At 39.7% G+C, this 23559-nt stretch carries 21 protein-coding genes; 16 read left to right on the forward strand and 5 right to left on the reverse strand.

The window, feature by feature from the left end; translation table 11 throughout:
* Positions 1-38 precede the first annotated feature (38 nt).
* The 5 genes from BACPLE_RS03160 to BACPLE_RS03185 form a co-directional block, all read right to left on the reverse strand.
* Positions 39-482 (reverse strand): N-acetylmuramoyl-L-alanine amidase, encoded by a 444-nt coding sequence (locus tag BACPLE_RS03160; protein ID WP_007558880.1) that lies wholly within the window; start codon positions 480-482, stop codon positions 39-41.
* A 100-nt stretch (positions 483-582) separates the two neighbouring features.
* A complete protein-coding gene (locus BACPLE_RS03165) occupies positions 583-1020 on the reverse strand; it encodes an HU family DNA-binding protein (RefSeq protein WP_007558882.1) in 438 nt (145 codons plus the stop codon).
* 245 nt (positions 1021-1265) lie between these two features.
* The gene (locus BACPLE_RS03170; RefSeq protein ID WP_007558885.1) at positions 1266-2588 is read right to left on the reverse strand and encodes a replicative DNA helicase; all 1323 of its coding nucleotides are present in this window, start codon (positions 2586-2588) and stop codon (positions 1266-1268) included.
* A 6-nt stretch (positions 2589-2594) separates the two neighbouring features.
* Positions 2595-3230: a hypothetical protein gene (locus tag BACPLE_RS03175; protein ID WP_007558887.1), complete on the reverse strand. Its 636-nt coding sequence runs from the start codon at positions 3228-3230 to the stop codon at positions 2595-2597.
* Positions 3231-3729: 499 nt separating this feature from the next.
* Complete coding sequence (locus BACPLE_RS03185) at positions 3730-3999, reverse strand: DUF4248 domain-containing protein (protein ID WP_007558890.1); 270 nt, start codon at positions 3997-3999, stop codon at positions 3730-3732.
* 445 nt (positions 4000-4444) lie between these two features.
* On the opposite strand from BACPLE_RS03185, the gene BACPLE_RS03195 reads away from it, so the two are divergent.
* From BACPLE_RS03195 to BACPLE_RS03275, 16 genes are all read left to right on the forward strand, one after another.
* Positions 4445-5242 (forward strand): polysaccharide biosynthesis/export family protein, encoded by a 798-nt coding sequence (locus BACPLE_RS03195; protein ID WP_007558893.1) that lies wholly within the window; start codon positions 4445-4447, stop codon positions 5240-5242.
* Positions 5243-5273: 31 nt separating this feature from the next.
* Positions 5274-7742, forward strand: coding sequence for a GumC family protein (locus BACPLE_RS03200; RefSeq protein ID WP_007558894.1), 2469 nt, complete (start codon positions 5274-5276; stop codon positions 7740-7742).
* 244 nt (positions 7743-7986) lie between these two features.
* The gene (locus BACPLE_RS03205; protein ID WP_007558895.1) at positions 7987-8943 is read left to right on the forward strand and encodes a glycosyltransferase; all 957 of its coding nucleotides are present in this window, start codon (positions 7987-7989) and stop codon (positions 8941-8943) included.
* Entirely contained in the window at positions 8934-10370 is a 1437-nt protein-coding gene (locus BACPLE_RS03210) for a lipopolysaccharide biosynthesis protein (RefSeq protein WP_007558896.1), read from the forward strand. The genes BACPLE_RS03205 and BACPLE_RS03210 overlap by 10 nt, the downstream gene beginning before the upstream one ends.
* Before the next feature lie 149 nt (positions 10371-10519).
* The gene (locus BACPLE_RS03215; RefSeq protein WP_157131881.1) at positions 10520-11737 is read left to right on the forward strand and encodes an O-antigen ligase family protein; all 1218 of its coding nucleotides are present in this window, start codon (positions 10520-10522) and stop codon (positions 11735-11737) included.
* A gap of 1 nt (position 11738) precedes the next feature.
* Entirely contained in the window at positions 11739-12899 is a 1161-nt protein-coding gene (locus BACPLE_RS03220) for a glycosyltransferase family 4 protein (RefSeq protein ID WP_007558898.1), read from the forward strand.
* Positions 12865-14076 (forward strand): glycosyltransferase, encoded by a 1212-nt coding sequence (locus BACPLE_RS03225; protein WP_007558899.1) that lies wholly within the window; start codon positions 12865-12867, stop codon positions 14074-14076. Before BACPLE_RS03220 ends, BACPLE_RS03225 begins: the two co-directional genes overlap by 35 nt.
* A gap of 25 nt (positions 14077-14101) precedes the next feature.
* Positions 14102-15217 carry a glycosyltransferase family 1 protein gene (locus BACPLE_RS03230; RefSeq protein ID WP_007558900.1) on the forward strand — a complete coding sequence of 372 codons (1116 nt, stop codon included), beginning with the start codon at positions 14102-14104 and terminating at the stop codon, positions 15215-15217.
* A gap of 9 nt (positions 15218-15226) precedes the next feature.
* A complete protein-coding gene (locus tag BACPLE_RS03235; protein ID WP_007558901.1) occupies positions 15227-16123 on the forward strand; it encodes a glycosyltransferase family 2 protein in 897 nt (298 codons plus the stop codon).
* Positions 16124-16632: 509 nt separating this feature from the next.
* Complete coding sequence (locus BACPLE_RS03245) at positions 16633-17769, forward strand: DUF1972 domain-containing protein (protein ID WP_007558907.1); 1137 nt, start codon at positions 16633-16635, stop codon at positions 17767-17769.
* Positions 17770-17788: 19 nt separating this feature from the next.
* Positions 17789-18694 (forward strand): glucose-1-phosphate thymidylyltransferase RfbA, encoded by a 906-nt coding sequence (rfbA, locus tag BACPLE_RS03250; protein WP_007558909.1) that lies wholly within the window; start codon positions 17789-17791, stop codon positions 18692-18694.
* Between the two features lie 51 nt (positions 18695-18745).
* Positions 18746-19309 carry a dTDP-4-dehydrorhamnose 3,5-epimerase gene (rfbC, locus tag BACPLE_RS03255; RefSeq protein WP_007558911.1) on the forward strand — a complete coding sequence of 188 codons (564 nt, stop codon included), beginning with the start codon at positions 18746-18748 and terminating at the stop codon, positions 19307-19309.
* 45 nt (positions 19310-19354) lie between these two features.
* A complete protein-coding gene (gene rfbD / locus BACPLE_RS03260) occupies positions 19355-20266 on the forward strand; it encodes a dTDP-4-dehydrorhamnose reductase (RefSeq protein WP_007558913.1) in 912 nt (303 codons plus the stop codon).
* Positions 20267-20284: 18 nt separating this feature from the next.
* Entirely contained in the window at positions 20285-21430 is a 1146-nt protein-coding gene (locus tag BACPLE_RS03265; RefSeq protein WP_007558914.1) for a dTDP-glucose 4,6-dehydratase, read from the forward strand.
* A gap of 2 nt (positions 21431-21432) precedes the next feature.
* On the forward strand, positions 21433-22764 hold the full coding sequence (locus tag BACPLE_RS03270; RefSeq protein WP_007558916.1) for a nucleotide sugar dehydrogenase: 1332 nt from the start codon (positions 21433-21435) through the stop codon (positions 22762-22764).
* A 273-nt stretch (positions 22765-23037) separates the two neighbouring features.
* Entirely contained in the window at positions 23038-23535 is a 498-nt protein-coding gene (locus tag BACPLE_RS03275; RefSeq protein ID WP_007558919.1) for a LytR/AlgR family response regulator transcription factor, read from the forward strand.
* The last annotated feature ends 24 nt before the right edge of the window (positions 23536-23559 follow it).

A 23559-nucleotide genomic window follows, 5' to 3' on the forward strand; every position in this document is an offset into this window, starting at 1 on the left:
ACAGAATCGCTTCCCGGCGTACATAAAAAAAACGGGAGTCAAAGCTCCCGTTTCACTTCAAAGCAAGGACACGCCTTGGTCCACTCATCCGGTTCCACCACCCCGTCGCCGTCCAGGTCCGGACTCAGGTCGCGGTGGCCCACCACCTGCGTGATGCCCGGGAAATCCGCCTTCAGCACCCTCACCAGAATCCGCAGCGAACGCTTCTGCAGCTCCGTGCGCGTATCTGCCGGGCGGCCCTGCTCATCCAGTCCCCCTTCGTACGCGATGCCGATACTCCGCTCGTTGTAGCCCCGTGCATGCGCCCCGGCCCGTTCCACCGGACGCATGGTGCAGATTTCTCCGTCCGTGCGCACATAGTAATGATAGCCGCAGCACTTGAAGCCCCGTTTCCGGTGCATCCTGGTCAGTTCAGCAGGCGAGAGCGGACTATCCGCCCTCGTTGCTGTACAATGAATCACAATCATGTCAATTTTTCTCATCACAATCCGGTTTTCTCCCGGTCAGGAGGCAGAGAATACACTTCAGTACCCTGACCACAATCCATTTTACCCTAGTCATTCTCACTGCACCTCATTAAGATTAAGCCCCCAGACCTTCGTCGGTTTCTTCTTCCTTCTTATACTTCACCGGCACCTTTTCGAAAGCTAGGTTGCCGATGGCCTCCTGCATCACCGTGCCCGGGCGGAACAACACACGCACCTTGTCAATCAGCGCGTCCGTGTAAGTCTCCTCCGTGTCCGAACCGCTTCCGCTCAAGCTCAGCTGCAACGAGCCCAGTTCGCCCAGTCGCACGATTTCACCACCCTGCAAACCTTCCGACACGATGTCTTCCAGCGCCGTCAGCACCGCCATCACGTCGGCACGGGTCACGGTACACATCTGGTGGATACGTTCCGCTATTTCACGGATGCCCATCTCGCCGCGAGCCTGCGACTGTGCATAATACTTCACTTCACCGCTTTCACGGTCTGCCGGGTTCACACGTCCTACTACTGAATAAGTCACTGTCTTTTTCATAAGTCAATCAATTAATAGTTAATAATTAAAAGTTAAAAACGAAGAACCAATGAATGAAAAATTAAAAACGAAGACTAATGATTTCAGGAAACGCGCGCCAATCTCTCATTATTCATTATTCATTTTTCATTCTTCATTATTCATTGTTTTTCGTTTACAAAGGCAAAGATACGCCGCGCCGTTCCCGCCGTGTAGACTTATGAAGACATGCGAAGAAATAAGAAGAAATAAAAATTTCAAGACCGTCAGAACAGCTCCACTTCCATGCAGGAATTCGGCTTGCTCACCTCGCCGTGCCGGTTTTTCGCCACAATCAGTCCGCAGCGCTTTGCATCCCCGTTGCGGTCGGTACGGTGCAGCATGAGCACCAGGTCAGCATCCTGTTCAATCGAACCACTCTCACGCAAGTGCTTCAGCTCCGGCCGGTGATCGAAAGTCTGCTCCACCTGACGGTTCAGCTGGCAGGCCACGATAACCGGACACTCCAGCGCACGGGCCAGCGCCTTCAGCCGTCGCGAGCACTCCGCCACTTCCTGTTCCCGGTTCCGTCCGGCCCTCACGTTCGTTCCCACCAGTTGCAGGTAGTCCACAATCACCATATCCAGTCCCCAGCGCGACTTCACCGTCCGGGCTCCGGCACACAGCTGGTCGATGCTCACATACGGCGTGTCGTCCACCATCAGGCGGCAATCCTCCATCCCCTTGGCCACATCCACCAGGTTCTCCACCTCCTGACTCGTCACGTAACCGCTCTTCACCTTCTTATACAAGTCGGGCACACGCATCATCAGCACACGCTCGCCCACTTCCTCGGTCATCATCTCCAGTGTGTACAGCAGCACCCGGTAGCCCTTCTCCGCGGCATGCATCGCAAACTTCAGCCCCAGCTGCGTCTTGCCCAGTCTCGGCCGTCCCGCCGTAAAGATCAGGTTGCCCGGCTGCCATCCGCCCGTCATGCGGTCCAGTTCCGGAATCCCCGTCGGGATGCCCGTCACCCCGTTCACGCTACGGCTCACCCGGTCCACGATGCGGGCACACGTCTTCTCCATCATCCCCTTCATGTTCGTCAGGTGATCTTCCAGCGGCGAGCCCTCGCGCAGCGCCATCAGGTCGTGCATCATCCCGTCCAGCACCTCATAGATATCCTGCGTCCGGTCGGCAGCAGCCCCCAGTCGCTTTGCCAGGCTCTCCACCACCGAGCGGCGCAGGTAAAACTCATACACCACGTGCACATGCTCCCAGAGGTGCGCCGAGCTGGCCAGGTTACTCGTCTTCCTGGTCACCCCGTACGGGCCTCCCGCCTCCTCCAGCCGTCCCATCTCGGCCAGCTTATGCGCCACCATCAGCAGGTCAGGCTGCAAGCCCGCCTTCACCAGCGCCTCAATGGCCTCCCAGATATAGCGGTTGTCCTTCTTGTAGAACATCTCCGGCCGTACAAATCCGATAATCTCGTTCAGTGAATTCGTTTCCAGCATGGCAGCTCCCACCACTGCATCCTCCAGTTCTTCCGCATGCAGCAAATTCAACCCAAAACAGTTTCTCTCATCATTCATCAAAGTCTCTTTCATGGTTTTTTATTTTAAGATTGTATTTTGTTCAATATCTTCCGGCATCAGATATGCCTTATAACGCAAATAATTCATGGCTGTTTTCACAAAGCGCATATCACTCAGCGAGCGGAAATAACGCTCTATATGCTTCATGGCCAGCCTTCGCTCCCTTCCCGTCATGCGGTTCCACTCCGACAGCGCCGGATAGAAATCCGTGCCGTCGCGCTCCAACAACGCATAGTAGCGTTTCCAGAAATCGAAGAAAGCCACCTTCTCCTTCGGTTCCACCGGCCTGCCCTGTCCGCCCGTCAACGCCTCATAGAAACACATCGTCAGCTTCGACTTCACGCCCGGCACCACCTCCATCTCGAGCACGCCCAGGTCGCGCAGCGTACGCAGGAAGTCCCTCACCGCATGCTTCGACCACATGAAGCGGTCGGCCAGTTCGCCCGAGGTGCAAGTCATCTGCCCCCGCTTCAGCGCCTCCTTTCCCTTCCGGTTACAAAACTCACAACGGACATACAGGTACATATACGCCTGTGCCGGGGTAAAGGGCGTGCCCGTATCGAGCACGCGCCCCAGTAAATTCCGCGGCACCACCAGGTAACCGCCAGTTCCCATACCCTTGAAATCATCACTCAAATTTTTAATACTTTTCATGTTATTTTATTTAAATATAAGCATACCTCTCCCATCCCGTGAAAAAACCATACTTTCACAGGTCACAGAAATAAACACAATGACGAACGGCAGAAAAGATTTTTAGACTTTCAATTAGAAATTATAAAACTGTTTTTTCAAACATTTTTCTTTCATTCGAAACCATTTTGTTTCATTTTTCGCAACAAAGGTTGGCAAAAATTTTCTAATACAAAAATATTTCGGAAGTTTTTTGCAGAAAAATTTTTTCCGGCCCTCCGCAGGCTTCCGCCCTGTATGCCAGGGTGTTTCCACCCACCCGGCAAAACTCCGCAGGGTATTCTTCACACCCCTTTCCGCGCAAAACACACACTTCCAACAGGTTAAAAACCAATTAACAGATTTTAAGTCAGACTTCTGAACCAGGCCCGCGCGCCCACCTTTATTTTATTAATTAAATCCCCCTCTTAAAGGGCGAAGATTTTTCAAAAAATCCGGCTGAAGCCGGCAGAGTTTCCGCTCACGGTTCCCCTAAAAATTTTACGATCAGCTCCACTTCCGGCTTCAGGTAAAACCGCCGGTTTTTGTCATAGCCCGCCGCTTCGAGCGCTTTCTCCAGTTCGGCGCACCGCTTGATCCAGCGGGCCAGCCCCTGCAAGGCCGTTTTCTTGCCCGCCTGCGGAAAATACAGCTGGGCCAGCTCCGTTTTTCGGTACACCCTGGGGCGGAACGGCGCGTCTTCCACCTCCGCTGCCGTTCCGAATCTCGTTTTCTGTTGCATGTAGTTCATATTCTATTCCTTTAATTTATTGTTATAAATTTACTCATTTTCAGTGAGATATGCAAGTTTTCCACCCGGTTTTCAATCGATTTTCCCATCTTTTTTCACACTTTTCCGCGCCGTCCTTTCCGGAAACGCCAGCACGTTTCCCTTCAGGCGCAAGTGCATTTCACCCGAAACGCAAGTACGTTTTCCCTCAAACGCCGAAGCATTTTTACACAAACACGGGCGCGTTTTTTGTACAAACATACATATCCATGCCCCAGAGGGCAGAAAACCACGCAAAAACGTTGCTTTCCAACAAAATAAATATTACTTTTGCAACGCTATTACAAAAAACAAGAGCTTACCTTCCCGGCCTTGTGCATGGGAGCGGTAACGGCGAAACACGCCCTGAACACATGGATTGTGCCCGCCGACAAACGAAACTAGAAATTCAAAGACGTAAAGAGATATGAGATTACACAAAATTGCCTGCCTGGCGGTCGCACTGACGCTGACAGCCGGATGTACATCCTACAAGAATGTACCCTATCTGCAAGACCCTGAAGTGGTAAACAATTATGGAAAAGAGATTCCACTCTACGATGCCAAAATCATGCCGAAAGACTTGCTGAGCATCACCATCAACACCACCGACCCGCAGGCATCCGCACCGTTCAACCTCACGGTACAGACTCCGCTGAATGCGGCACTCACCAACATCAACACCACCACCCAGCCTACCCTCCAGCAATATCTGGTGAACAACAAGGGCGAAATCGACTTCCCTGTACTGGGTCGTTTGCAGGTGGGCGGACTTACCAAGAACCAGGCAGAAGACCTGATTCGCGAAAAGCTGACTCCTTACCTGAAAGAAGCGCCCATCGTGACCGTGCGCATGGCCAACTATAAGATTTCCGTGCTGGGCGAAGTAACCCGTCCGGGTACCTTCACCGTGAGCAACGAAAAAGTAAACGTGCTGGAAGCCCTGGCCATGGCGGGCGATATGACCGTGTATGGCGTGCGTACCAACGTAAAGCTGATTCGTGAAGACGCCGACGGCAAGCGCGAAATCAAGGAACTCGACCTGACCAAGAGCGACCTGGTGCTGTCGCCCTATTTCTATCTGCGTCAGAACGACATCCTCTATGTCACTCCGAACAAGACCAAGGCCAAGAACTCTGACATCGGTAACACCACTACCACCGTTATTTCGGCCACTTCCATCCTGGTATCCATTGCCAGCTTGATTGTCAATATCCTTCGCTAATCCATTCACTAACTTTTCGCATATAGCTGTTATGACTGAACAAAACATCAACAATATGACGTCGGAAAATCCGGAAGAAAACTCGTTCAACCCCTATGCTCTTATTTTCAAGTATTTAGTTTACTGGCCCTGGTTCGTAGCCAGCGTACTAGTATGTTTGATATTGGCCTTTGTGTACCTACGCTATCAGGCACCGGTATATAACGTGACTGCCAGCGTGTTGATCAAGGAAGACGATTCGCGCAACCGCTCCATGGGTGCTGCCGGTGGTGCCTTGGAAGCCCTGCAAAGCATGGGTGGCTTCTCCATGAGTAACAACTTCGACAATGAAGTAGAAATCCTTCAGTCGCGTACCCTTATTAAAAAAGTCATTACCAATTTAGGGCTATACATTTCAACTGGTGAAAAACGTTTCTTTGGCTACAGCACCCCACTTTACAAGACTTCACCGCTAGAAGTGTACATGTCACCTGAAGAAGCAGAAAAATTAGAAGATGCGATTAAACTTCATCTTATCTACACAACTGATAATCATCTCAAAGTAAAAGTTAAATTTGTATTAAATGAAGAAAAGCAAGAAATAGAAAAGAGCTTTGACAAACTACCTGTTGTACTCCCAACACCTACAGGTGTACTTAGCATAACAATTCAAGATTCATTATTAACAGAATGGCGCAAAAAGAACGATGGAGATTTAAGACTAATAACGACTATAAATCCTCCTACAGCTGTAGCTAAAGCATACGGAGAAGATTTAAGCGTAGAAGCAACGTCTAAAACCACAACTATTGCTCAATTGGCATTACAAAATTCTAGTCGCCAACGAGCAATAGACTTTATCAACTGTTTAGTAACCTTCTATAATCAAGATGCCAATGACGAGAAAAATGAAGTAGCCATGAAATCGGCTGAATTTATCGAAGACCGCATCCAAATTATTAATCAAGAATTAGGTACTACCGAAACGCAATTAGCGGATTTCAAACAGAAATCTGGTCTGACAGACTTAACGAGCGATGCCCAGCTAGCTTTAGAAGAAAACTCCAAATATGAACAGATGCGCATCGAGAATCAAACACAAATTCGTCTAGTAGAATTTTTACGTGATTATATCAACAATCCAGCGAATACACATGAAGTTATTCCTGCCAATGTCGGTTTACAGGATAAAGACCTGAGTCAGTTGATTGACAAATACAATTCCATGCTGATTGAGCGCAAGCGCTTGTTACTGACTTCTTCCGAAACCAATCCCGCAGTAGTCAATATGAATACAGGTATTGAAGCTACTCGACACAACGTACAAACTACGGTTGCGAGCGTATTGAAAGGACTCCAAATTACCAAGGCTGATTTGGAGCGCCAGGCACGCAAATTTGAAGGACGCATCAGCAATGCTCCGCAACAGGAAAAGGAATTCCTGAGCATAGCTCGCCAGCAGGAAATCAAAGCACAGCTTTACATCATGCTGTTACAGAAACGCGAAGAAAATGCCATTACCCTGGCAGCCACCGCTACCAACGGACGTATCATCGAGGAAGCCTTACCTGACAAATACCCGGTATCTCCCAAAAAGAAAATGGTTGCATTAGCGGCCCTTGTACTAGGCCTCGCCATTCCGGTAGGTTTTGTGTACCTGCGCGATTTGCTGAAATACAAGATTGAAAACCGTGAAGATGTAGAACGTATCACAACAGTAGGCATTCTAGCCGAACTGCCCAAATGCGAGAAACCGGAAAAGGGTGCTATCGTCATCCGCGAAAACAAAAACGACATTATGGAAGAAACCTTCCGCGGCCTGCGTACCAACCTCCTCTTTATGTTGGGCAAGGATGACAAGGTGGTTCTCTTCTCCTCCACCCAGCCGGGCGAAGGTAAGTCCTTCGTAGCAGGAAACACTGCGGTCAGCCTGGCATTTCTGGGTAAGAAAGTGATTGTAGTCGGTATGGATATCCGCAAGCCCGGTTTGAACAAGGTATTTAACCTAAGCCGCCGCGCCGAAGGTATTACCAACTACCTGAGCGACCCTGAGAATGTGAACCTGTTTGATATGGTACAGCGTTCCGACATCAGCCCGAACTTGGACATTCTGCCCGGTGGCCCCGTACCTCCCAACCCGACAGAACTGGTAGCCCGCGATGTCTTGGTACAAGCTATCGACCAGCTGAAATCCCGTTACGATTACGTCATTCTGGATACTGCCCCTATCGGAATGGTAACCGATACCGCCATCATTGGCCGCGTAGCCGATATGTGTGTGTACGTTTGCCGCGCCGATGTCACTCCAAAAGCTGGCTATGAATACATCAATGTATTAAAGAACGAGCATAAGTTCCCGAAACTAGCTACCGTTATCAATGGTATTGATATGAGTAAACGTAAAAATAGCTACGGCTACGGCTATGGTAAAAAGTATGGTTATGGTAAAGGTTACGGATACGGATATGGATATGGATACGGTTACGAAGCAGAACAAAATAAGAAAGGAAGAGGAAAATAAAATATCTTTGCAGAACACACAGAATTTTCAACAAATTCTGTGTGTTCTGCACCCTAAAATATATAATCTACTTAACTTATACCTAAAATGAGCAAACTCCTCAAAAATATAATTAGCAAGCATAATTATATATATCTAATGATATTATTATAGATTAAAAAAAATAAGACAAATAATAGGAGGTTTTCTTTATTTAGAAAGAAGTAACAATATTTCTAATAACAATAAACGGACATCCCATAGTATGGATTTCCAACATAATAAACAGGCTAACAAAATGAAAATATCAAAGATATTTAATAAAATCAGACAAAGACTTGGTATGATTTATGATACCAATCAAAATATTAAACAGCTCCTATTTAATCAGAAGAAATATACATTAGAACAATATATCTTGCATGACACAACTTTAGGAATATCTAAAGAAAAATATTGCAATCATGATATAATTGTTTCATTAACAACTTATAGCAAACGTATCCATGATGTACACCTTACAATAGCATCTATCATGGAACAAACAATGAAAGCTAACAGAATCGTATTGTGGCTAGACTATAGTTTCAAAAATCAAACACTCCCCCAAGCATTACACTTTTTACAAAAAAAGGGGCTTGAAATCAAGTTCTGCAAAGATGTACGTTCATATACCAAACTTATTCCTTCACTAAAGAATTTTCCAGATGATGCTATTATCACAATAGATGATGATATTATCTATGACTTTGATTTATTAGAAAAACTAATAACAGCTTACATAAAAGACCCCTCTTTTATATATTGCAATAGGCAACATATGATGAAAAAAGATAAAGAAGGGAAACTCCTACCATACAGGAATTGGACTTGGGCATCTTCTGATGACAAAGCTAATATCTTGAATTTTCCTACTGGTGTAGGAGGCATATTATATCCCCCCCATTCCTTAGATCAGGAAGTATTTAATGAATCCGTTTTCTTAGATATATGTAAATATGCAGATGATGTTTGGTTTAAAGCCATGGCGATGAAAAAAGGTACATTATCACGAAAAGTTTATACACATAGTAACACAAGTACAGATTACATAGAAATTGACAACGTACAAGACATAGGACTCCGTAACGTAAATACACTAGGAGAAGAATTGAATGATAAACAAATTAAAGCTGTTTTTAATAAATATAATCTATATCCCTTATTAAACCAATGTCTATAAAACAAGAAATGATTAACGGAGTATTTTGGACAGCTTTACAGAAATACTCTGGTTTAATTATACAAATTATTGTTACAGCAATACTAGCTCGACTATTAAGCCCTGAAGATTTTGGTGTCGTAGCAGTTTCAACAGTACTAATAGCCTTTTTCACATTATTTACAGATATGGGAATAGGCCCTGCTATTATACAAAAACAAGATCTTACAAAAGAAGATTTTAATTCAATATTTTCGTTCACAATTTGGGGTGGATTAATTTTAGCTATTTTATTTTTTATTACATCATACCCCATAGGGATTTTTTATAAAAAAGACTCTCTAGTTCTAATTTGCCAAATATTATCAATAAATTTACTATTCGCAGCATGGAATATTGTCCCCAATGCCTTAATAAATAAAAACAAGAGATTTAAGTTTATTGCTAAAAGAACATTAACATTACAAGTAATTAGTGGAATCATTTCTGTATTTTCAGCATTCAATGGATTAGGAATTTACTCATTATTAATATCACCTATTCTGACCGCAGTCGGTGTTTTTATTTTAAATTATAAAGAATATCCTTTGGAATTTAAGTTACATATCCACACAAATTCATTAAAAAAAATATTTTCGTACTCAAGTTATCAGTTTCTATTTAACTTTATCAATTATTTTTCTAGAAATCTAGACAAATTAATCATTGGAAGATATTTTAGTATGCATGACCTTGGATACTATGAAAAATCCTATCGATTAATGATGTTACCATTACAATATGTGACTAATATAATTACCCCTGTAATGCATCCTATTTTGACATCATTACAAAATGATTATAAGAATTTGACAGACAAATACAACTCAATCATTAAATTATTGGCGACCATCAGTTTCCCATTAGGGATTTTTCTTTATTTTGCAGCTAATGATATTATATATATCGTATATGGCAATCGATGGGAAAATGCAATACCAGTATTCCAGATTTTAGCCCTATCATTACCTCTACAAATGATTCTTTCCACAACTGGAGCTATCTACCAAGCAGCAGGAAAAACAAATTGGTTATTTTATGGCGGCGTAAGTAATACCTGTTTTACTGTATTGGGATTTATTATCGCTTCAGTATATTTTAAAACTATAGAAGCTATGGCCTGGGCTTGGGATATTACTTTATTTTTTAATACAATAATTTCATACTTTGTTTTATATAAAATTGTATTAAAACAGAGATTAAGAGAAGTAATAAAAATTTGCATATCACCAACAATTTCAGCTATTCTCATAATATTGGTATTAGCTATAATACCATCAAATATTCCCAATAACCACCTAATACAACTGATAATAAAATTCTCCGTCTCGTTTATTGTTTGTATTATCTTTATTCAACTTACAAAACAATATAACCTAATACAGGGTTATAAAAAAATTAAACAGTAAAATCATACATAAGCATGATTAAACTTTTTTGTGTCCTCATACTGCTCATTTCGATTTTTCGTTTCTTTACAGGAAGAGACAAATCTATTACAAGAGCGAATACACTACTATTGTCTGCAATAATACAGTCATTAATGTTTTACCCACTAATGAAAGCATTCATTGTTTTTAAAGAAACAAAAATGCAAATGGATTTTACAGCTCCAATAGAAAATATTGGAGGTCTTTACTTTCCGACAATACTAGTTTGTTTATTTCCTTTGATAAATAAAAGAAAATATAGATGGAAGTGGGGTAATACAAAATATGTCATATGGATAATAATTTTCTTTTTTATCTATTCCTATCTCAGCCCCTATAACATACAACATTCAGCTACAAACGTAGCACTAATCGTATTTATTCAAATAGTTTTTACCATATATATGTGTAAAAGCTATATTGGAACTAACACATTCATAATAGCATGCTATGATGCTTTTAAAATTATCTTATTTATTGAGTTAATCATTTCTTTATCATTTGTTCTCTTACACATAAATACCCTACAACAATTATTTATTCCAGAACTAGAAGGAGCTGTTGTAGAAAGAGAAGGAAGTTCTTTTTTACGTGCATCAGGTACTACAGGCTGGCCTAATCGACTAGGAGCTTTATGCACATTAATTGCTATTTTTTATTGGATTTGTTACCTCAGAAAGTATAAAACAAAACAAAGTTTTTGGCTATTAGTAACAAGCATCTTCATTATTCTACTATCTCAATCACGCTCTGCTTTACTAGCTTGTCTTCTTAGCATGGCAATAAGCACATTAGTTTTCTTACATAAAAAGCATAAACTTAGTTTAAAAAAAATCATTTCATTGGCTATATTAACATCAATTACCATTATAATTCTTTTAAACCTGCCTATTGTTCAAGAAATGTTTTTCAAGTCAGATGCAGAAGAAATGACAGAAGCAAGATTTATACATTATTTGCTCGGTTACAATATTGCATTAGAGACTAATTTTATTGGAACAGGAATTAATTCGCATACACATTTCATGTGTTATAATATGAATAATCGAATATTAGGAGATATTTGGTTATATCAACATAGCATCCACAACATACATCTTGTAATCCTTGCAGAATTAGGTATATTAGGTTTAATAATATGGATATTATATCTTGTCTCTCGAATTATAAAGATTTTAAAACTACCATTATCAAAAATGAATAATCCTATTATATGGTTGTCCTTTTTCTCCATGATATTAACTATCATCATACATGGATTTACTGATATAATGTATATACATTATCAATATCTTTTAATAATATCACTTTTTGGAATGTATTCCTCAACTTATACAAAGCAATAATATGAAAGTTATATATTTAATACATACAACAGAATTACATGGTTCTACCTTATCTTTCCTTAATTTAATTCTACACTTAAAAAATAAAACAGAGATAATAGTTGTCTTTGAAAAGAAGAAACGAAATGAATTCAAAGAGATACTATTAAAAAATAATATAAAATTCCATGAAGTAACCCGAGTTCCCTTATCATACATTCCTAATAAAAATATAATACATGATTTGATCTTTATTATAAAAAACTTAATATATAAATGTATCTTCTACATAGAACTGCTAAATCTTGTTCTGAAAGAAAAGCCCGATATAATCCATACTAACACAGGAGTCATATATGAAGGTTACAACGTAGCTAAATTTCTAGGAATACCCCATGTATGGCACATTAGAGAATATCAGGATAAAGATTTTAAATGGAAATTCTTATATGGAAAAAAACACTTTGAAAAAAGACTTCATAATTCTTATGTTATTACCATAACCAATGATTTAAAAAATCATTTTCATTTATCAACCAATGCTACTACAATTTATAATGGAATATTAAGTACAAAAGATATAAGAATAAGGACCAAAAGTAAATATTTTCTATGTGCAAGCCGAATTGTTAGCTACAAAAAGCAAGAAGATGCAATTAAAGCGTTCTCTCTTTTCTATAAGAAAAATCCTGATTGGAAGTTAATCATTGCTGGAGAAAGAGAAAAAGATGGGTATTATGATTATCTAGTCAAGCTATGTACATCGCTTGGATGTCAAAACGGAGTCGATTTTATAGGAAAGCAATCACAAACTTCCATTTATGATTTTATGTCTGAAGCAAGCGCATTAATAGTACCTTCCCTTAATGAAGGATTTGGACGAATGACAGCGGAGGCCTGCTTTTGTGGCACACTTATTCTCGGACGAGATTCAGGCGGGACCAAAGAAATTTTAGAGCAAATAGATGGATTCAAATTTTCTGACATTTCACAACTTTACGAATCAATGTTACATATAAAAAAGATAATAAACACAAACATCTATAATGAGAAAATTATAAGATCTCAGGAATATGCGATAAAAAACTTTTCAATAGAGCAGAATTGTGAAAAAACTTATGATTTATATAAACATATAACAAATAAATATGGATATAATAATATTGCCGTTCCACGATTATAAGAAATGGACAAATGAAGGATTTAGAACGAGAGATGCACATTTATACGAACATCTGAAAAGAAATTCTGACATAGACAAGATTCTAATTATTAACAGACCTGTTTCTTTATTAGAAATGATTATTAAGAAACAGAATTGGTGTATAAAATCAAATAATATTTTTTACAAAGAACAGTCACTTCAGATAACTCAAATTGATGAAAAAACATTTTGTCTAGATATTTTTATCCCAGATTTTCTTAGAGTTATTAAAGAAAAAAAACAATGGTGGTTCTCATGTTTTAACTACCCAAAAGTTGTCAATGGAATAAATAAGAGCCTTAAATTATTAAAATTTAAAGACTCAATATTACTTTTACAAAACCCAATGGCTATAAGTATTGTAAGAAAAATCGAAAATAGAATCTTTGTTTTTGATGCAATAGATAATTGGGCAGTTCATCCACAAATGAAACAAAATCGAGATTTAATATTAAAAAACTATAGTTATGTAGACCACAATGCTGATCTAATATTAACCGTTTCACAGAACTTATTAAATATTTTCCCTAATAATAAAAACAAACATTGGGTTGCTAATGGCGTAGATATAGACTATTTTGCCCATGCAGTAAAGCCAAATTTTAGTCAAAAGATAACAATTGGATATGTTGGAAAAATCCAGGAACGCGTAGATTTTGATTTGATTGAAAAATGCCTACAGAAGCTGCCAAACTTTCAATTTCTGTTCTTAGGTCCTCTTTATGCACAAAAAAGAAAAGCTAGAGAGTTAACTAAACACTATAAGAATATAAAGTTTCTAGGTGACATACATTATTTAGACTTACCGAATGCTATGCAAGACATAGATATTGCCATTATACCACATAAAATCGATAGTTTCACGTCAAGTATGAATCCTTTAAAATTATATGAATATTTAGCAGCAGGAAAACCCGTAGTTTCAACAAAAGTTGCCGGTGTTAATAGCATATCTCAATATGTATTTGAAGCTAATACACCAGCTGAATTTATAACCTTAATTGAGAAAGTTTCTAAAGAATTATATACAACAATAACAGCAGAAAAAATAATCAGTTCAATCAATCCAGATGTTACATGGAGTAATAGAACTAATGCTATAATAAGCTTATTCCACGATACGTATAGAAACAAACTATCTCAAGAAAATAAATAGAAATCACCTTATCCCTTTTAAATACATGGAAAAAAGAGTACTACATATAACAGAGAAGTTACAAGCAGCTGGAATTGAATCATTTATAATGAATATGTATAGAAACATTAACCGAAAAAATGTACAGTTCGACTTTTATGTAACTAGAAATGAAAATGAATTTTATGATAAAGAAATAAATCAACTCGGAGGGAAAAAATTTACTTCAAGCATAAAGAATAAATCTATTATATTAAAAATAATTATTGAAAGCTTCTATTTATATCATTTCTTAAGAAAACATAAATACTCAATTGTACATCTTCATACATGTACACCATTAAGAATTTTATATCTACTTGCTGCAAAATTTGCAGGCGTAAACACACGTATTATACACTCACACAGTGCAGCTATCTCTGAAAAATCAAAACTAAAATATTTCATCTATTCTTTATTTAGATTACTAATAAAACACTCAGCAAATTACTATTTTGCATGCTCTGAAGCAGCTGCACAATGGATGTATAATCGTTCTATCTTACAGGATAAACACTATCAAGTCATTTACAATGGAATAAATACACAAGATTTTGCTTTTGACAATATAACAAGATCAACATATCGAAAGGCATTAAATATTGAAGATAAATTTGTTATATGCCATACCGGACGCTTTTTAGAACAAAAAAACCAAAGTTTTTTAGTCGAGCTAATGGAAGAATTAATTAAAATAGATAATAATGTGATTCTATTATTGATAGGAACCGGATATATGGAAGAGCAAATAAAAAATATGATAAAAAATAAACATCTAGAGAAATATATTCATTGCTTAGGAGTAAGATCCGATGTCTCACAACTTTTACAAGCTGCAGATTGTTACGTTATGCCATCTCTATATGAAGGATTACCTGTAGCAGCCGTAGAAGCCATTTGTGCCGGATTACCATGTATATTATCTGAGAATATTACAAAAGAAGTTGATATCTGTAATAATATACCCTTTATTTCTTTGAATGCATCAAAAGAAACATGGATAGCTGCAATAATTAAAGCCAAGGAATGGAAAAGGCAAGATATCTCGGTAAAAGTTAAAGAAGCCGGATATGACGTACATGATGTTGCTAATAAGTTAGAACAATTTTATTGCTTACATTGATTTATAAATATGACTAAAGTATCTATTATTGTCCCTTTTTATGAAGGAGAAAGATTTATTAATAATCTCAAACAATTATATCAATCGATTGCAATTGAAGCAAATAAAAAAGGAATTAAATTAGAGGTTATAATTGTTAATGACAGCCCTTGGATTCAATTATCAACTACTAGTTTCAAGAATAACAATTTATATGAATTAAAGATTATTACAAATGACCAAAATTATGGAATACATCTATCACGTATTAATGGTATAAAACACTCCACTGGAGAATATATTATAATGCTTGACCAAGATGATATTATAGAAGCAAATACCTTATATAGTCAAGTTCAGTTAGCACAAAAAAACAATGCCGATTGCATTATATCCAATGGCATTATGAAAGGCAAAAACGAAAATAAGATTATAATAAATACCAACGGAAAAAAATATTGGTGCTGTAGAAACTTACCTTACCTTATATCAAACAATTTATTAAGTTCTCCAGGACAATGCTTAATTAAGAAAAAATCAATTCCAGAGTTTTGGATGGAAAATATCCTAAAAACTAATTGTTCTGATGATGTTTATCTTTGGATTTTGCTTTTCAGAAAACAAAATAAAATTATTTATAATGATAAAATTCTTTATACACATGTATATACAGGTACAAATTGCTCATTAGATAAACTAAATGGAATAGAATCAGATTTAAAAGTTAATTCTCTTTTAAGAGAAAGCAATCAGATTTCTCCTTTTTTATTATATTTACATAAACGGAAATGTTTTTACAATAAAAAAAGGTTACAATCAAAACTTATAGCAGGTTTGATATATATTGATTACTATCTCATAATGATTCTATTTAAAACAATTATGTACCTAACTAATTTGACTTATGATACAAATTATAAAGGATGATTTCATCAGATATTGTACTTATTTTAAAATAAAACCAACTATTATTTCATTCATAAAAATGTATTTATTAAATAGTTGTTTTCACTCAGTTGTATTACATCGAATTAAATCATCCAATAAAACTTTATACTACATTTTAAGATTATGTACTGGAAGAGGTCAATCTTGTTTGTATATCTTAACAAAAAAAGTTGGTAAAGGTTTTATGGTTCACCATGGATTTGCAACAATTATAAATGCTGAGGAAATCGGTAATAATTGTTTAATATACCAACAAGTTACCATTGGGATGAAAGGAATATATAAACCCGTAATTGGAGATAATGTAACTATTACATGCGGAGAAAAATATTAGGGAATGTCAAAATAGGGAATAACGTTATAGTTGGTTCTAATGCTGTTGTAGTTAAAGATATTCCCGATAATAGTATGGTTGCTGGAATACCAGCTAAAATCATCAAACGATATAATCCCTCAACTCAAGAATGGTACTAATATAATCAAAAAAAATGAAAATAGCATTCATAAGCACACGAGGCATACCTAATAACTATGGAGGCTTCGAACAATTTGCCGAATATATTTCGGTAGGGTTGGCGAAACGCGGTCATGAAATTGTAGTTTATTCACCTCATTTCCACCCATATAAAGAAAAGAGCTACAAAGGAGTACGCATAAAACATATATATAGTCCTGAGACCTGGATGGGAAGCTCAGTAGGAAGTTTCTTCTATGATTTTTCCTCACTGAAAGATGCATTAAAGAAAGAAAAATTCGATATCATTTATGAAGCAGGCTATACTAGTATTGTACCAGCATACATCTGGTTTAATGTAAAGAATATCAAATATCCTATCTTTACAACCAATATGGACGGACTAGAATACAAACGTACAAAATTCAACAAATGGGTACAGAAATTTGTATTTTGGGAAGAACGAATGACTGTAAAGCATAGTCATTATTTGATAGCTGACAATATGGGTATTCATGACTATTATAAGGAGAAGTATGGTAAAGAAAGTAAATTTCTAGCATACGGAGCTGATATTCATGATAACTACAATGAAGATTTTTTAAAGGAGTTTGGTTTAGAAGCAAATAATTATTACTTGCTTGTTGCCCGTTTGGAACCAGAAAACAATATCGTAATGGCAATAGAAGGGTATCTTGCATCGAAAGAAAATAGTAAGCGTCCACTTATTATTGTTGGAAAAACAAATACACCACATGGAAAAGAATTAGTGACAAAATATGGAAATGAAAAATCCATACGTTTTGTAGGAGGAATATATGATTTTGACAAATTAAATTCTATCCGCCATTTTTCATTTGCCTATTTCCATGGTCATAGCGTAGGAGGAACAAATCCCTCTTTACTGGAAGCTATGGCTTCAGATTGTTTTATCTTAGCCAATAATAATATTTTCAATAAAGCTGTTTTAGGCGAGAATGCTTTATATTATTCAGATAATACCACTGTAACGGAATTGTTGAATAACATTGACGACTTAGCCCAAACACATAAAAAAAATTTTATTGAAAATAATCTTGAAATTATTCGAAAAGACTATTCTTGGGAAAAGCTAGTAGATGAACATGAAAAATATTTCCTTTGGTTATTAGAAGAATATAAAAAGAAATAAAACTAAATTGTTGGATATTATGAAAGGTATCGTATTAGCCGGCGGCAGCGGCACACGCCTCTACCCCATCACTAAGGGAGTGAGCAAACAGATGCTCCCCGTATTTGACAAACCGATGATTTATTACCCAATTTCGGTACTGATGCTAGCGGGTATTCGTGAGATTCTGATTATCTCTACACCTTACGACTTGCCGGGATTCCAACGTTTGCTGGGTGACGGCAGTAACTTCGGAGTGCATTTCGAATATGCAGAACAGCCTTCACCCGATGGGCTGGCTCAAGCTTTCATTATCGGAGAAAAGTTTATCGGCAATGATTCTGCTTGTCTGGTATTGGGCGACAACATCTTCCACGGTAACGGCTTGAGTGCTATGCTACGCGAAGCAGTACGTACCGCAGAAGAAGACAAAAAGGCCACGGTATTCGGCTACTGGGTAAGCGACCCTGAACGTTACGGAGTGGCAGATTTCGATAAGGACGGGAACTGTCTTTCTATTGAGGAAAAACCTCAGCATCCAAAGTCAAACTATGCAGTGGTCGGTTTATATTTCTACCCGAACAAGGTGGTAGAAGTAGCTAAGAACATCAAACCATCTGCTCGTGGGGAACTGGAAATTACCACAGTAAACCAGCGATTCTTGGAAGATGGAGAACTGAAAGTACAGACTTTGGGCCGTGGATTTGCATGGCTGGATACAGGTACACACGACTCACTGGCAGAAGCTTCTACCTACATCGAGGTGATAGAAAAACGCCAGGGACTGAAAGTGGCTTGTCTGGAAGGAATTGCCTACCGTATGGGATGGATTACTGCGGACAAACTGCGTGAAGAAGCACAGCCTATGCTGAAAAACCAGTACGGACAGTACTTGCTGAAAGTGATTGAGGAAGTAGAACGTACGGGGAAAGCAAACCTCGATTAATGAGTTAAAAGTTAATAGTTAAAAAGTAAAAGACTTATCTATTCAGATAAAATGGAAGTAATTAAAACTGCGATAGAGGGTGTGGTGATTATTGAGCCACGTATCTTTAAAGATGCCAGAGGGTATTTCTTCGAATCATTCTCACAGCGGGAATTCGAAGAGAAAGTGGGAAAAATCAATTTTGTACAGGACAATGAAAGCATGTCGTCCTATGGGGTGATGCGTGGACTGCATTTCCAGCGTCCACCTTACACGCAAAGCAAACTGGTACGTTGTGTGAAGGGTGCCGTGCTGGATGTAGCTGTAGACATTCGCAAAGGAAGTCCTACTTACGGACAGCATGTGGCCGTGGAACTGACGGAAGACAATCACCGCCAGTTCTTCATTCCGCAGGGCTTCGCCCACGGATTTGCCGTACTGAGTGAAACAGCCATCTTCCAGTACAAATGTGACAACTTCTATCATCCGGAAGCAGACGGGGGAATCAGCATTTTGGACGACTCACTGGGCATTGACTGGCGCATTCCGACCGAACACGCCATTCTGAGCGAAAAAGATACCAAGCATCCGCTATTGAAAGACTTTGATTCACCATTCGAATTCGGAGCTTTCTAAAAAAGAGATTCTACACATTTTTCATTCTTTAATTCTTCATTAAAAATGAATATACTTGTGACAGGCGCCAACGGACAACTGGGTAACGAGATGCGCCTTATCAGCAAAGAGATGACCGACCACTTCATTTTTACAGATGTAACGGAAGTGGAAGGACTGGAAACTACCCTACTCGACATTACCAATCTGGAAGCGGTAAAGGAAGTGGTAAAAACGCACAAGGTGGATTGCATCGTAAACTGTGCAGCCTACACCAATGTGGACAAAGCGGAAACAGACGTAGATTTCTGCCGCACACTCAATGCCAAGGCACCGCAAAATCTGGCCATCGCGATGAAAGAAGCTGGTGGTCTGCTGGTACATGTATCTACGGACTATGTGTTTGGCGGTGACCCTTACAACATTCCTTGTCGGGAAGACCAGAAAGGCACTCCTACTGGAGTGTATGGTTTGACCAAGCTGGAAGGGGAAGAAAATATCAAGGCAGCCGGATGCGACTACGTGATTATCCGTACAGCCTGGCTGTATTCTGAATTCGGCAAAAACTTCGTGAAAACCATGCTGAACCTGACGGCTACCAAACCGCAACTGAAAGTGGTGTTCGACCAGGCAGGTACTCCGACCTATGCATACGACCTGGCAAAAGCCATTGAAGTCGTGCTGAAGGATTATACCAAAGAACAGCCGGCATCGGCCTACAGCAAAACGGGAATCTATCATTTCAGCAACGAAGGGGTTTGTTCCTGGTATGACTTTACCAAGACGATTGCCGCTATGGCTGGTCACATGGAATGTGACATTCAGCCTTGCCACAGCAACGAGTTCCCAAGCCCGGTGAAACGCCCGGCTTACTCGGTACTGGACAAGACTAAAATCAAGGAAACCTTCGGTATCCGCATTCCTTACTGGACAGATTCACTAAAAGTGTGCATCGAAAACTTGACAAAGAATAATTAACCCTCAAATTATCTTATTATGGCTACATTCAAACGTAACATATTGATTACCGGTGGTGCCGGATTTATCGGCAGCCACGTGGTGCGTCTTTTTGTAAACAAGTATCCGGAATACCGTATCATCAACCTGGACAAGCTGACGTATGCAGGTAACCTGGCTAACCTGAAAGACATTGAAAACCAGCCAAACTATGTATTTGTAAAAGCGGACATCTGCGATTATGAAAAGATGCAGGAACTGATGCAGCAGTATCAGATAGACGGTATCATCCATTTGGCAGCTGAAAGCCATGTGGACCGCTCCATCAAAGATCCGTTCACTTTTGCCCGTACGAACGTAATGGGTACGTTGTCTCTGCTACAGGCTGCCAAAGTGTACTGGGAAAGTCTGCCGGAAAAATACGAGGGTAAACGTTTCTACCACATCTCTACAGATGAAGTGTACGGAGCATTGGAACTGACTCATCCGGAAGGTGTGAAACCACCGTTCACTACCACGGCATCCTCTTCTGAACACCATCTGGCTTACGGAAAAGATTTCTTCTATGAAGATACGAAATACAATCCGCACAGCCCCTACTCTGCCAGCAAGGCAAGCAGTGACCACTTTGTACGGGCCTTCCACGACACCTACGGCATGCCAACCATCGTAACCAACTGTTCAAACAACTACGGACCATATCAGTTCCCGGAAAAACTGATTCCGCTGTTCATCAACAACATCCGTCACCGCAAACCGCTGCCAGTATATGGCAAGGGCGAGAACGTGCGCGACTGGCTGTATGTGGTAGATCATGCACGTGCCATCGACGTTATTTTCCACAACGGTAAGATTGCAGAAACATATAACATTGGTGGTTTCAATGAATGGAAGAACATTGACATCATTAAAGTAGTGATTAACACAGTAGACCGTCTGCTGGGACGCAAGGAAGGCGAAGATATGGACTTGATTACGTATGTAACCGACCGCCTGGGCCACGACATGCGTTATGCCATCGACTCTACCAAGCTGCAAAAAGAACTGGGCTGGGAACCAAGCTTGCAGTTTGAAGAAGGTATTGAAAAGACGGTACGCTGGTATCTGGACAACCAGGAATGGATGGACAACGTAACAAGCGGTGACTATCAGAAATATTACGAAAGCATGTATAAAAACAGATAACTATGAATACAAAAATAAACATTGCTGTAGCAGGTACAGGCTATGTAGGCCTGTCCATTGCTACCCTACTCGCACAGCATCATCAAGTGGTTGCGGTAGACGTGATTCCTGAAAAGGTAGAGAAAATCAACAACCGTATCAGCCCGATTCAGGATGAATACATCGAAAAGTATCTGGCAGAAAAGGAACTGAACCTTACTGCTACACTGGACGGGGCTTCGGCTTACAAAAACGCAGATTTCGTAGTCATCGCAGCTCCTACAAACTATGATCCGGTAAAGAACTATTTCGATACTAGCCATGTGGAAGAAGTAATAGATTTAGTTCTTGAAGTAAATCCGGATGCGGTAATGGTAATCAAGAGTACCATCCCGGTGGGTTACTGCCGCAGCTTATACGTGAAATATGCAGAAAAGTTCCGTAACACTCCAGCCCTGGCAAGAAAGAAATTCAACCTGCTGTTCTCACCGGAGTTCTTGCGTGAAAGCAAAGCATTGTATGACAACCTCTACCCTAGCCGTATCATCGTAGGCTTCCCGAAATTCATTGACGGACGAGACGAAGAAAACGAAGCTATCAAAGCTATCGCTGGAGAACACCTGGAGGAAAAAGCGAAAGAATTTGCCGCTTTACTACAGGAAGGTGCCATCAAGGAAAACATCGATACATTGTTTATGGGATTGAAGGAGGCAGAAGCAGTGAAATTGTTTGCCAATACTTACCTGGCACTGCGCGTAAGCTATTTCAACGAATTGGATACGTATGCCGAAGTGAAGGGACTGGACACACAGGCCATCATTCAGGGTATTTGTCTGGACCCGCGTATCGGTACGCACTATAATAACCCGAGTTTCGGATACGGTGGTTACTGTCTGCCGAAAGATACTAAACAGTTACTGGCCAACTATCAGGATGTACCGGAAAACTTGATTCAGGCCATCGTAGAAAGTAACCGTACACGTAAGGACTTTATCGCTGACCAGGTGCTGAAGAAAGCCGGATATTATGATTATTACAATCGTGGAGACTTCAATCCGGAAGCTGAAAAGCAATGTGTAATCGGCGTATACCGCCTGACCATGAAATCGAACAGTGACAATTTCCGTCAGAGCTCAATTCAGGGGGTTATGAAGCGTATCAAGGCCAAAGGAGCTACGGTCATCATCTATGAACCGACACTGGAAAACGGAAGTACCTTCTTCGGTTCGAAAGTGGTAAACAACCTGGATGAATTCAAAGCTACCAGCAATGCCATCATTGCCAACCGTTACGATGCGTGTCTGGATGATGTGAAAGATAAAGTGTACACTCGCGATATCTTTAGAAGAGACTAAATTAACAAGAAGTTTAAGAGAATCTCCTATTTCTGTAGTTACAATAAACTGTAGAAATAGGAGTTTTCTATTATTTCAAAAGGTATTGTTATGAAAGGAAAAGATTTAAGAAACAAGAATAAAGAATCGTTCCTCAAAGCGAACAGTACGGATTAATGAAAAACGATCCAAAGTGCTTTCAATATTTTGTTCCAATGATATAAGCTGGTTTCAACAAATGGAGGAACAGACATCATCAAAGAAAGCTATAAACTTACAAAGGACAATAACAAAATGAAACAACTAAACCAAGAGATGGTCATTATTCTTCCGAAAGGTATGGAGAACATACCGGTAAGAGTGATACACGACGACAATACGACTGAGTTGACAGTGAAGCTCGTGAACCAGCCTGCAAAGGGGAGAACGTGTATGGAGTCGGAGAATCTGCATACTGCCATTTATCATCAGAACCGCTATGAGCATGTGCCGATGAATGAAATAGAATGGATTGAGGCTAACGGAAGCTACTGCCATGTACATACGGTGAAGAACAGGAAAATTACGCTGTCATACCCGCTGAGACTGATACAGGACGTGCTTCCGGAACAGGCATTTATCCGCATTCACCGCTCGTATCTTATCAACATAGATCATATTAAATTTATTGACGGAAACTGTGTCATGGTGGGCGGCAGATTCTTAAAGATTGGGAAAGAATACCAGAAAAGGCTGCTCGACAGATTCGTTTTCCTGGGTGTGCGGAATAAGCCCAAATGTGAAACGGAATGAGATGAAACAGGTATTGAAGCTCTG

It is taken from the genome of Phocaeicola plebeius DSM 17135 (assembly GCF_000187895.1).
Classification (GTDB): Bacteria; Bacteroidota; Bacteroidia; order Bacteroidales; family Bacteroidaceae; genus Phocaeicola; species Phocaeicola plebeius.

Bases quoted from the DNA above. Each gene is read 5' to 3' on its own strand.
- BACPLE_RS03245 (WP_007558907.1), top strand. From the start codon at position 16,633: ATGAAAATAGCATTCATAAGCACACGAGGCATACCTAATAACTATGGA.
- rfbD (WP_007558913.1), top strand. From the start codon at position 19,355: ATGAATATACTTGTGACAGGCGCCAACGGACAACTGGGTAACGAGATG.
- BACPLE_RS03175 (WP_007558887.1), bottom strand. From the start codon at position 3,230: ATGAAAAGTATTAAAAATTTGAGTGATGATTTCAAGGGTATGGGAACT.
- BACPLE_RS03185 (WP_007558890.1), bottom strand. From the start codon at position 3,999: ATGAACTACATGCAACAGAAAACGAGATTCGGAACGGCAGCGGAGGTG.
- BACPLE_RS03225 (WP_007558899.1), top strand. From the start codon at position 12,865: ATGGATATAATAATATTGCCGTTCCACGATTATAAGAAATGGACAAAT.
- BACPLE_RS03270 (WP_007558916.1), top strand. From the start codon at position 21,433: ATGAATACAAAAATAAACATTGCTGTAGCAGGTACAGGCTATGTAGGC.
- BACPLE_RS03205 (WP_007558895.1), top strand. From the start codon at position 7,987: ATGGATTTCCAACATAATAAACAGGCTAACAAAATGAAAATATCAAAG.
- BACPLE_RS03230 (WP_007558900.1), top strand. From the start codon at position 14,102: ATGGAAAAAAGAGTACTACATATAACAGAGAAGTTACAAGCAGCTGGA.
- BACPLE_RS03200 (WP_007558894.1), top strand. From the start codon at position 5,274: ATGACTGAACAAAACATCAACAATATGACGTCGGAAAATCCGGAAGAA.
- BACPLE_RS03210 (WP_007558896.1), top strand. From the start codon at position 8,934: ATGTCTATAAAACAAGAAATGATTAACGGAGTATTTTGGACAGCTTTA.
- BACPLE_RS03265 (WP_007558914.1), top strand. From the start codon at position 20,285: ATGGCTACATTCAAACGTAACATATTGATTACCGGTGGTGCCGGATTT.
- BACPLE_RS03215 (WP_157131881.1), top strand. From the start codon at position 10,520: ATGAAAGCATTCATTGTTTTTAAAGAAACAAAAATGCAAATGGATTTT.
- BACPLE_RS03165 (WP_007558882.1), bottom strand. From the start codon at position 1,020: ATGAAAAAGACAGTGACTTATTCAGTAGTAGGACGTGTGAACCCGGCA.
- BACPLE_RS03275 (WP_007558919.1), top strand. From the start codon at position 23,038: ATGAAACAACTAAACCAAGAGATGGTCATTATTCTTCCGAAAGGTATG.
- rfbC (WP_007558911.1), top strand. From the start codon at position 18,746: ATGGAAGTAATTAAAACTGCGATAGAGGGTGTGGTGATTATTGAGCCA.
- BACPLE_RS03195 (WP_007558893.1), top strand. From the start codon at position 4,445: ATGAGATTACACAAAATTGCCTGCCTGGCGGTCGCACTGACGCTGACA.
- rfbA (WP_007558909.1), top strand. From the start codon at position 17,789: ATGAAAGGTATCGTATTAGCCGGCGGCAGCGGCACACGCCTCTACCCC.
- BACPLE_RS03220 (WP_007558898.1), top strand. From the start codon at position 11,739: ATGAAAGTTATATATTTAATACATACAACAGAATTACATGGTTCTACC.
- BACPLE_RS03235 (WP_007558901.1), top strand. From the start codon at position 15,227: ATGACTAAAGTATCTATTATTGTCCCTTTTTATGAAGGAGAAAGATTT.
- BACPLE_RS03160 (WP_007558880.1), bottom strand. From the start codon at position 482: ATGAGAAAAATTGACATGATTGTGATTCATTGTACAGCAACGAGGGCG.
- BACPLE_RS03170 (WP_007558885.1), bottom strand. From the start codon at position 2,588: ATGAAAGAGACTTTGATGAATGATGAGAGAAACTGTTTTGGGTTGAAT.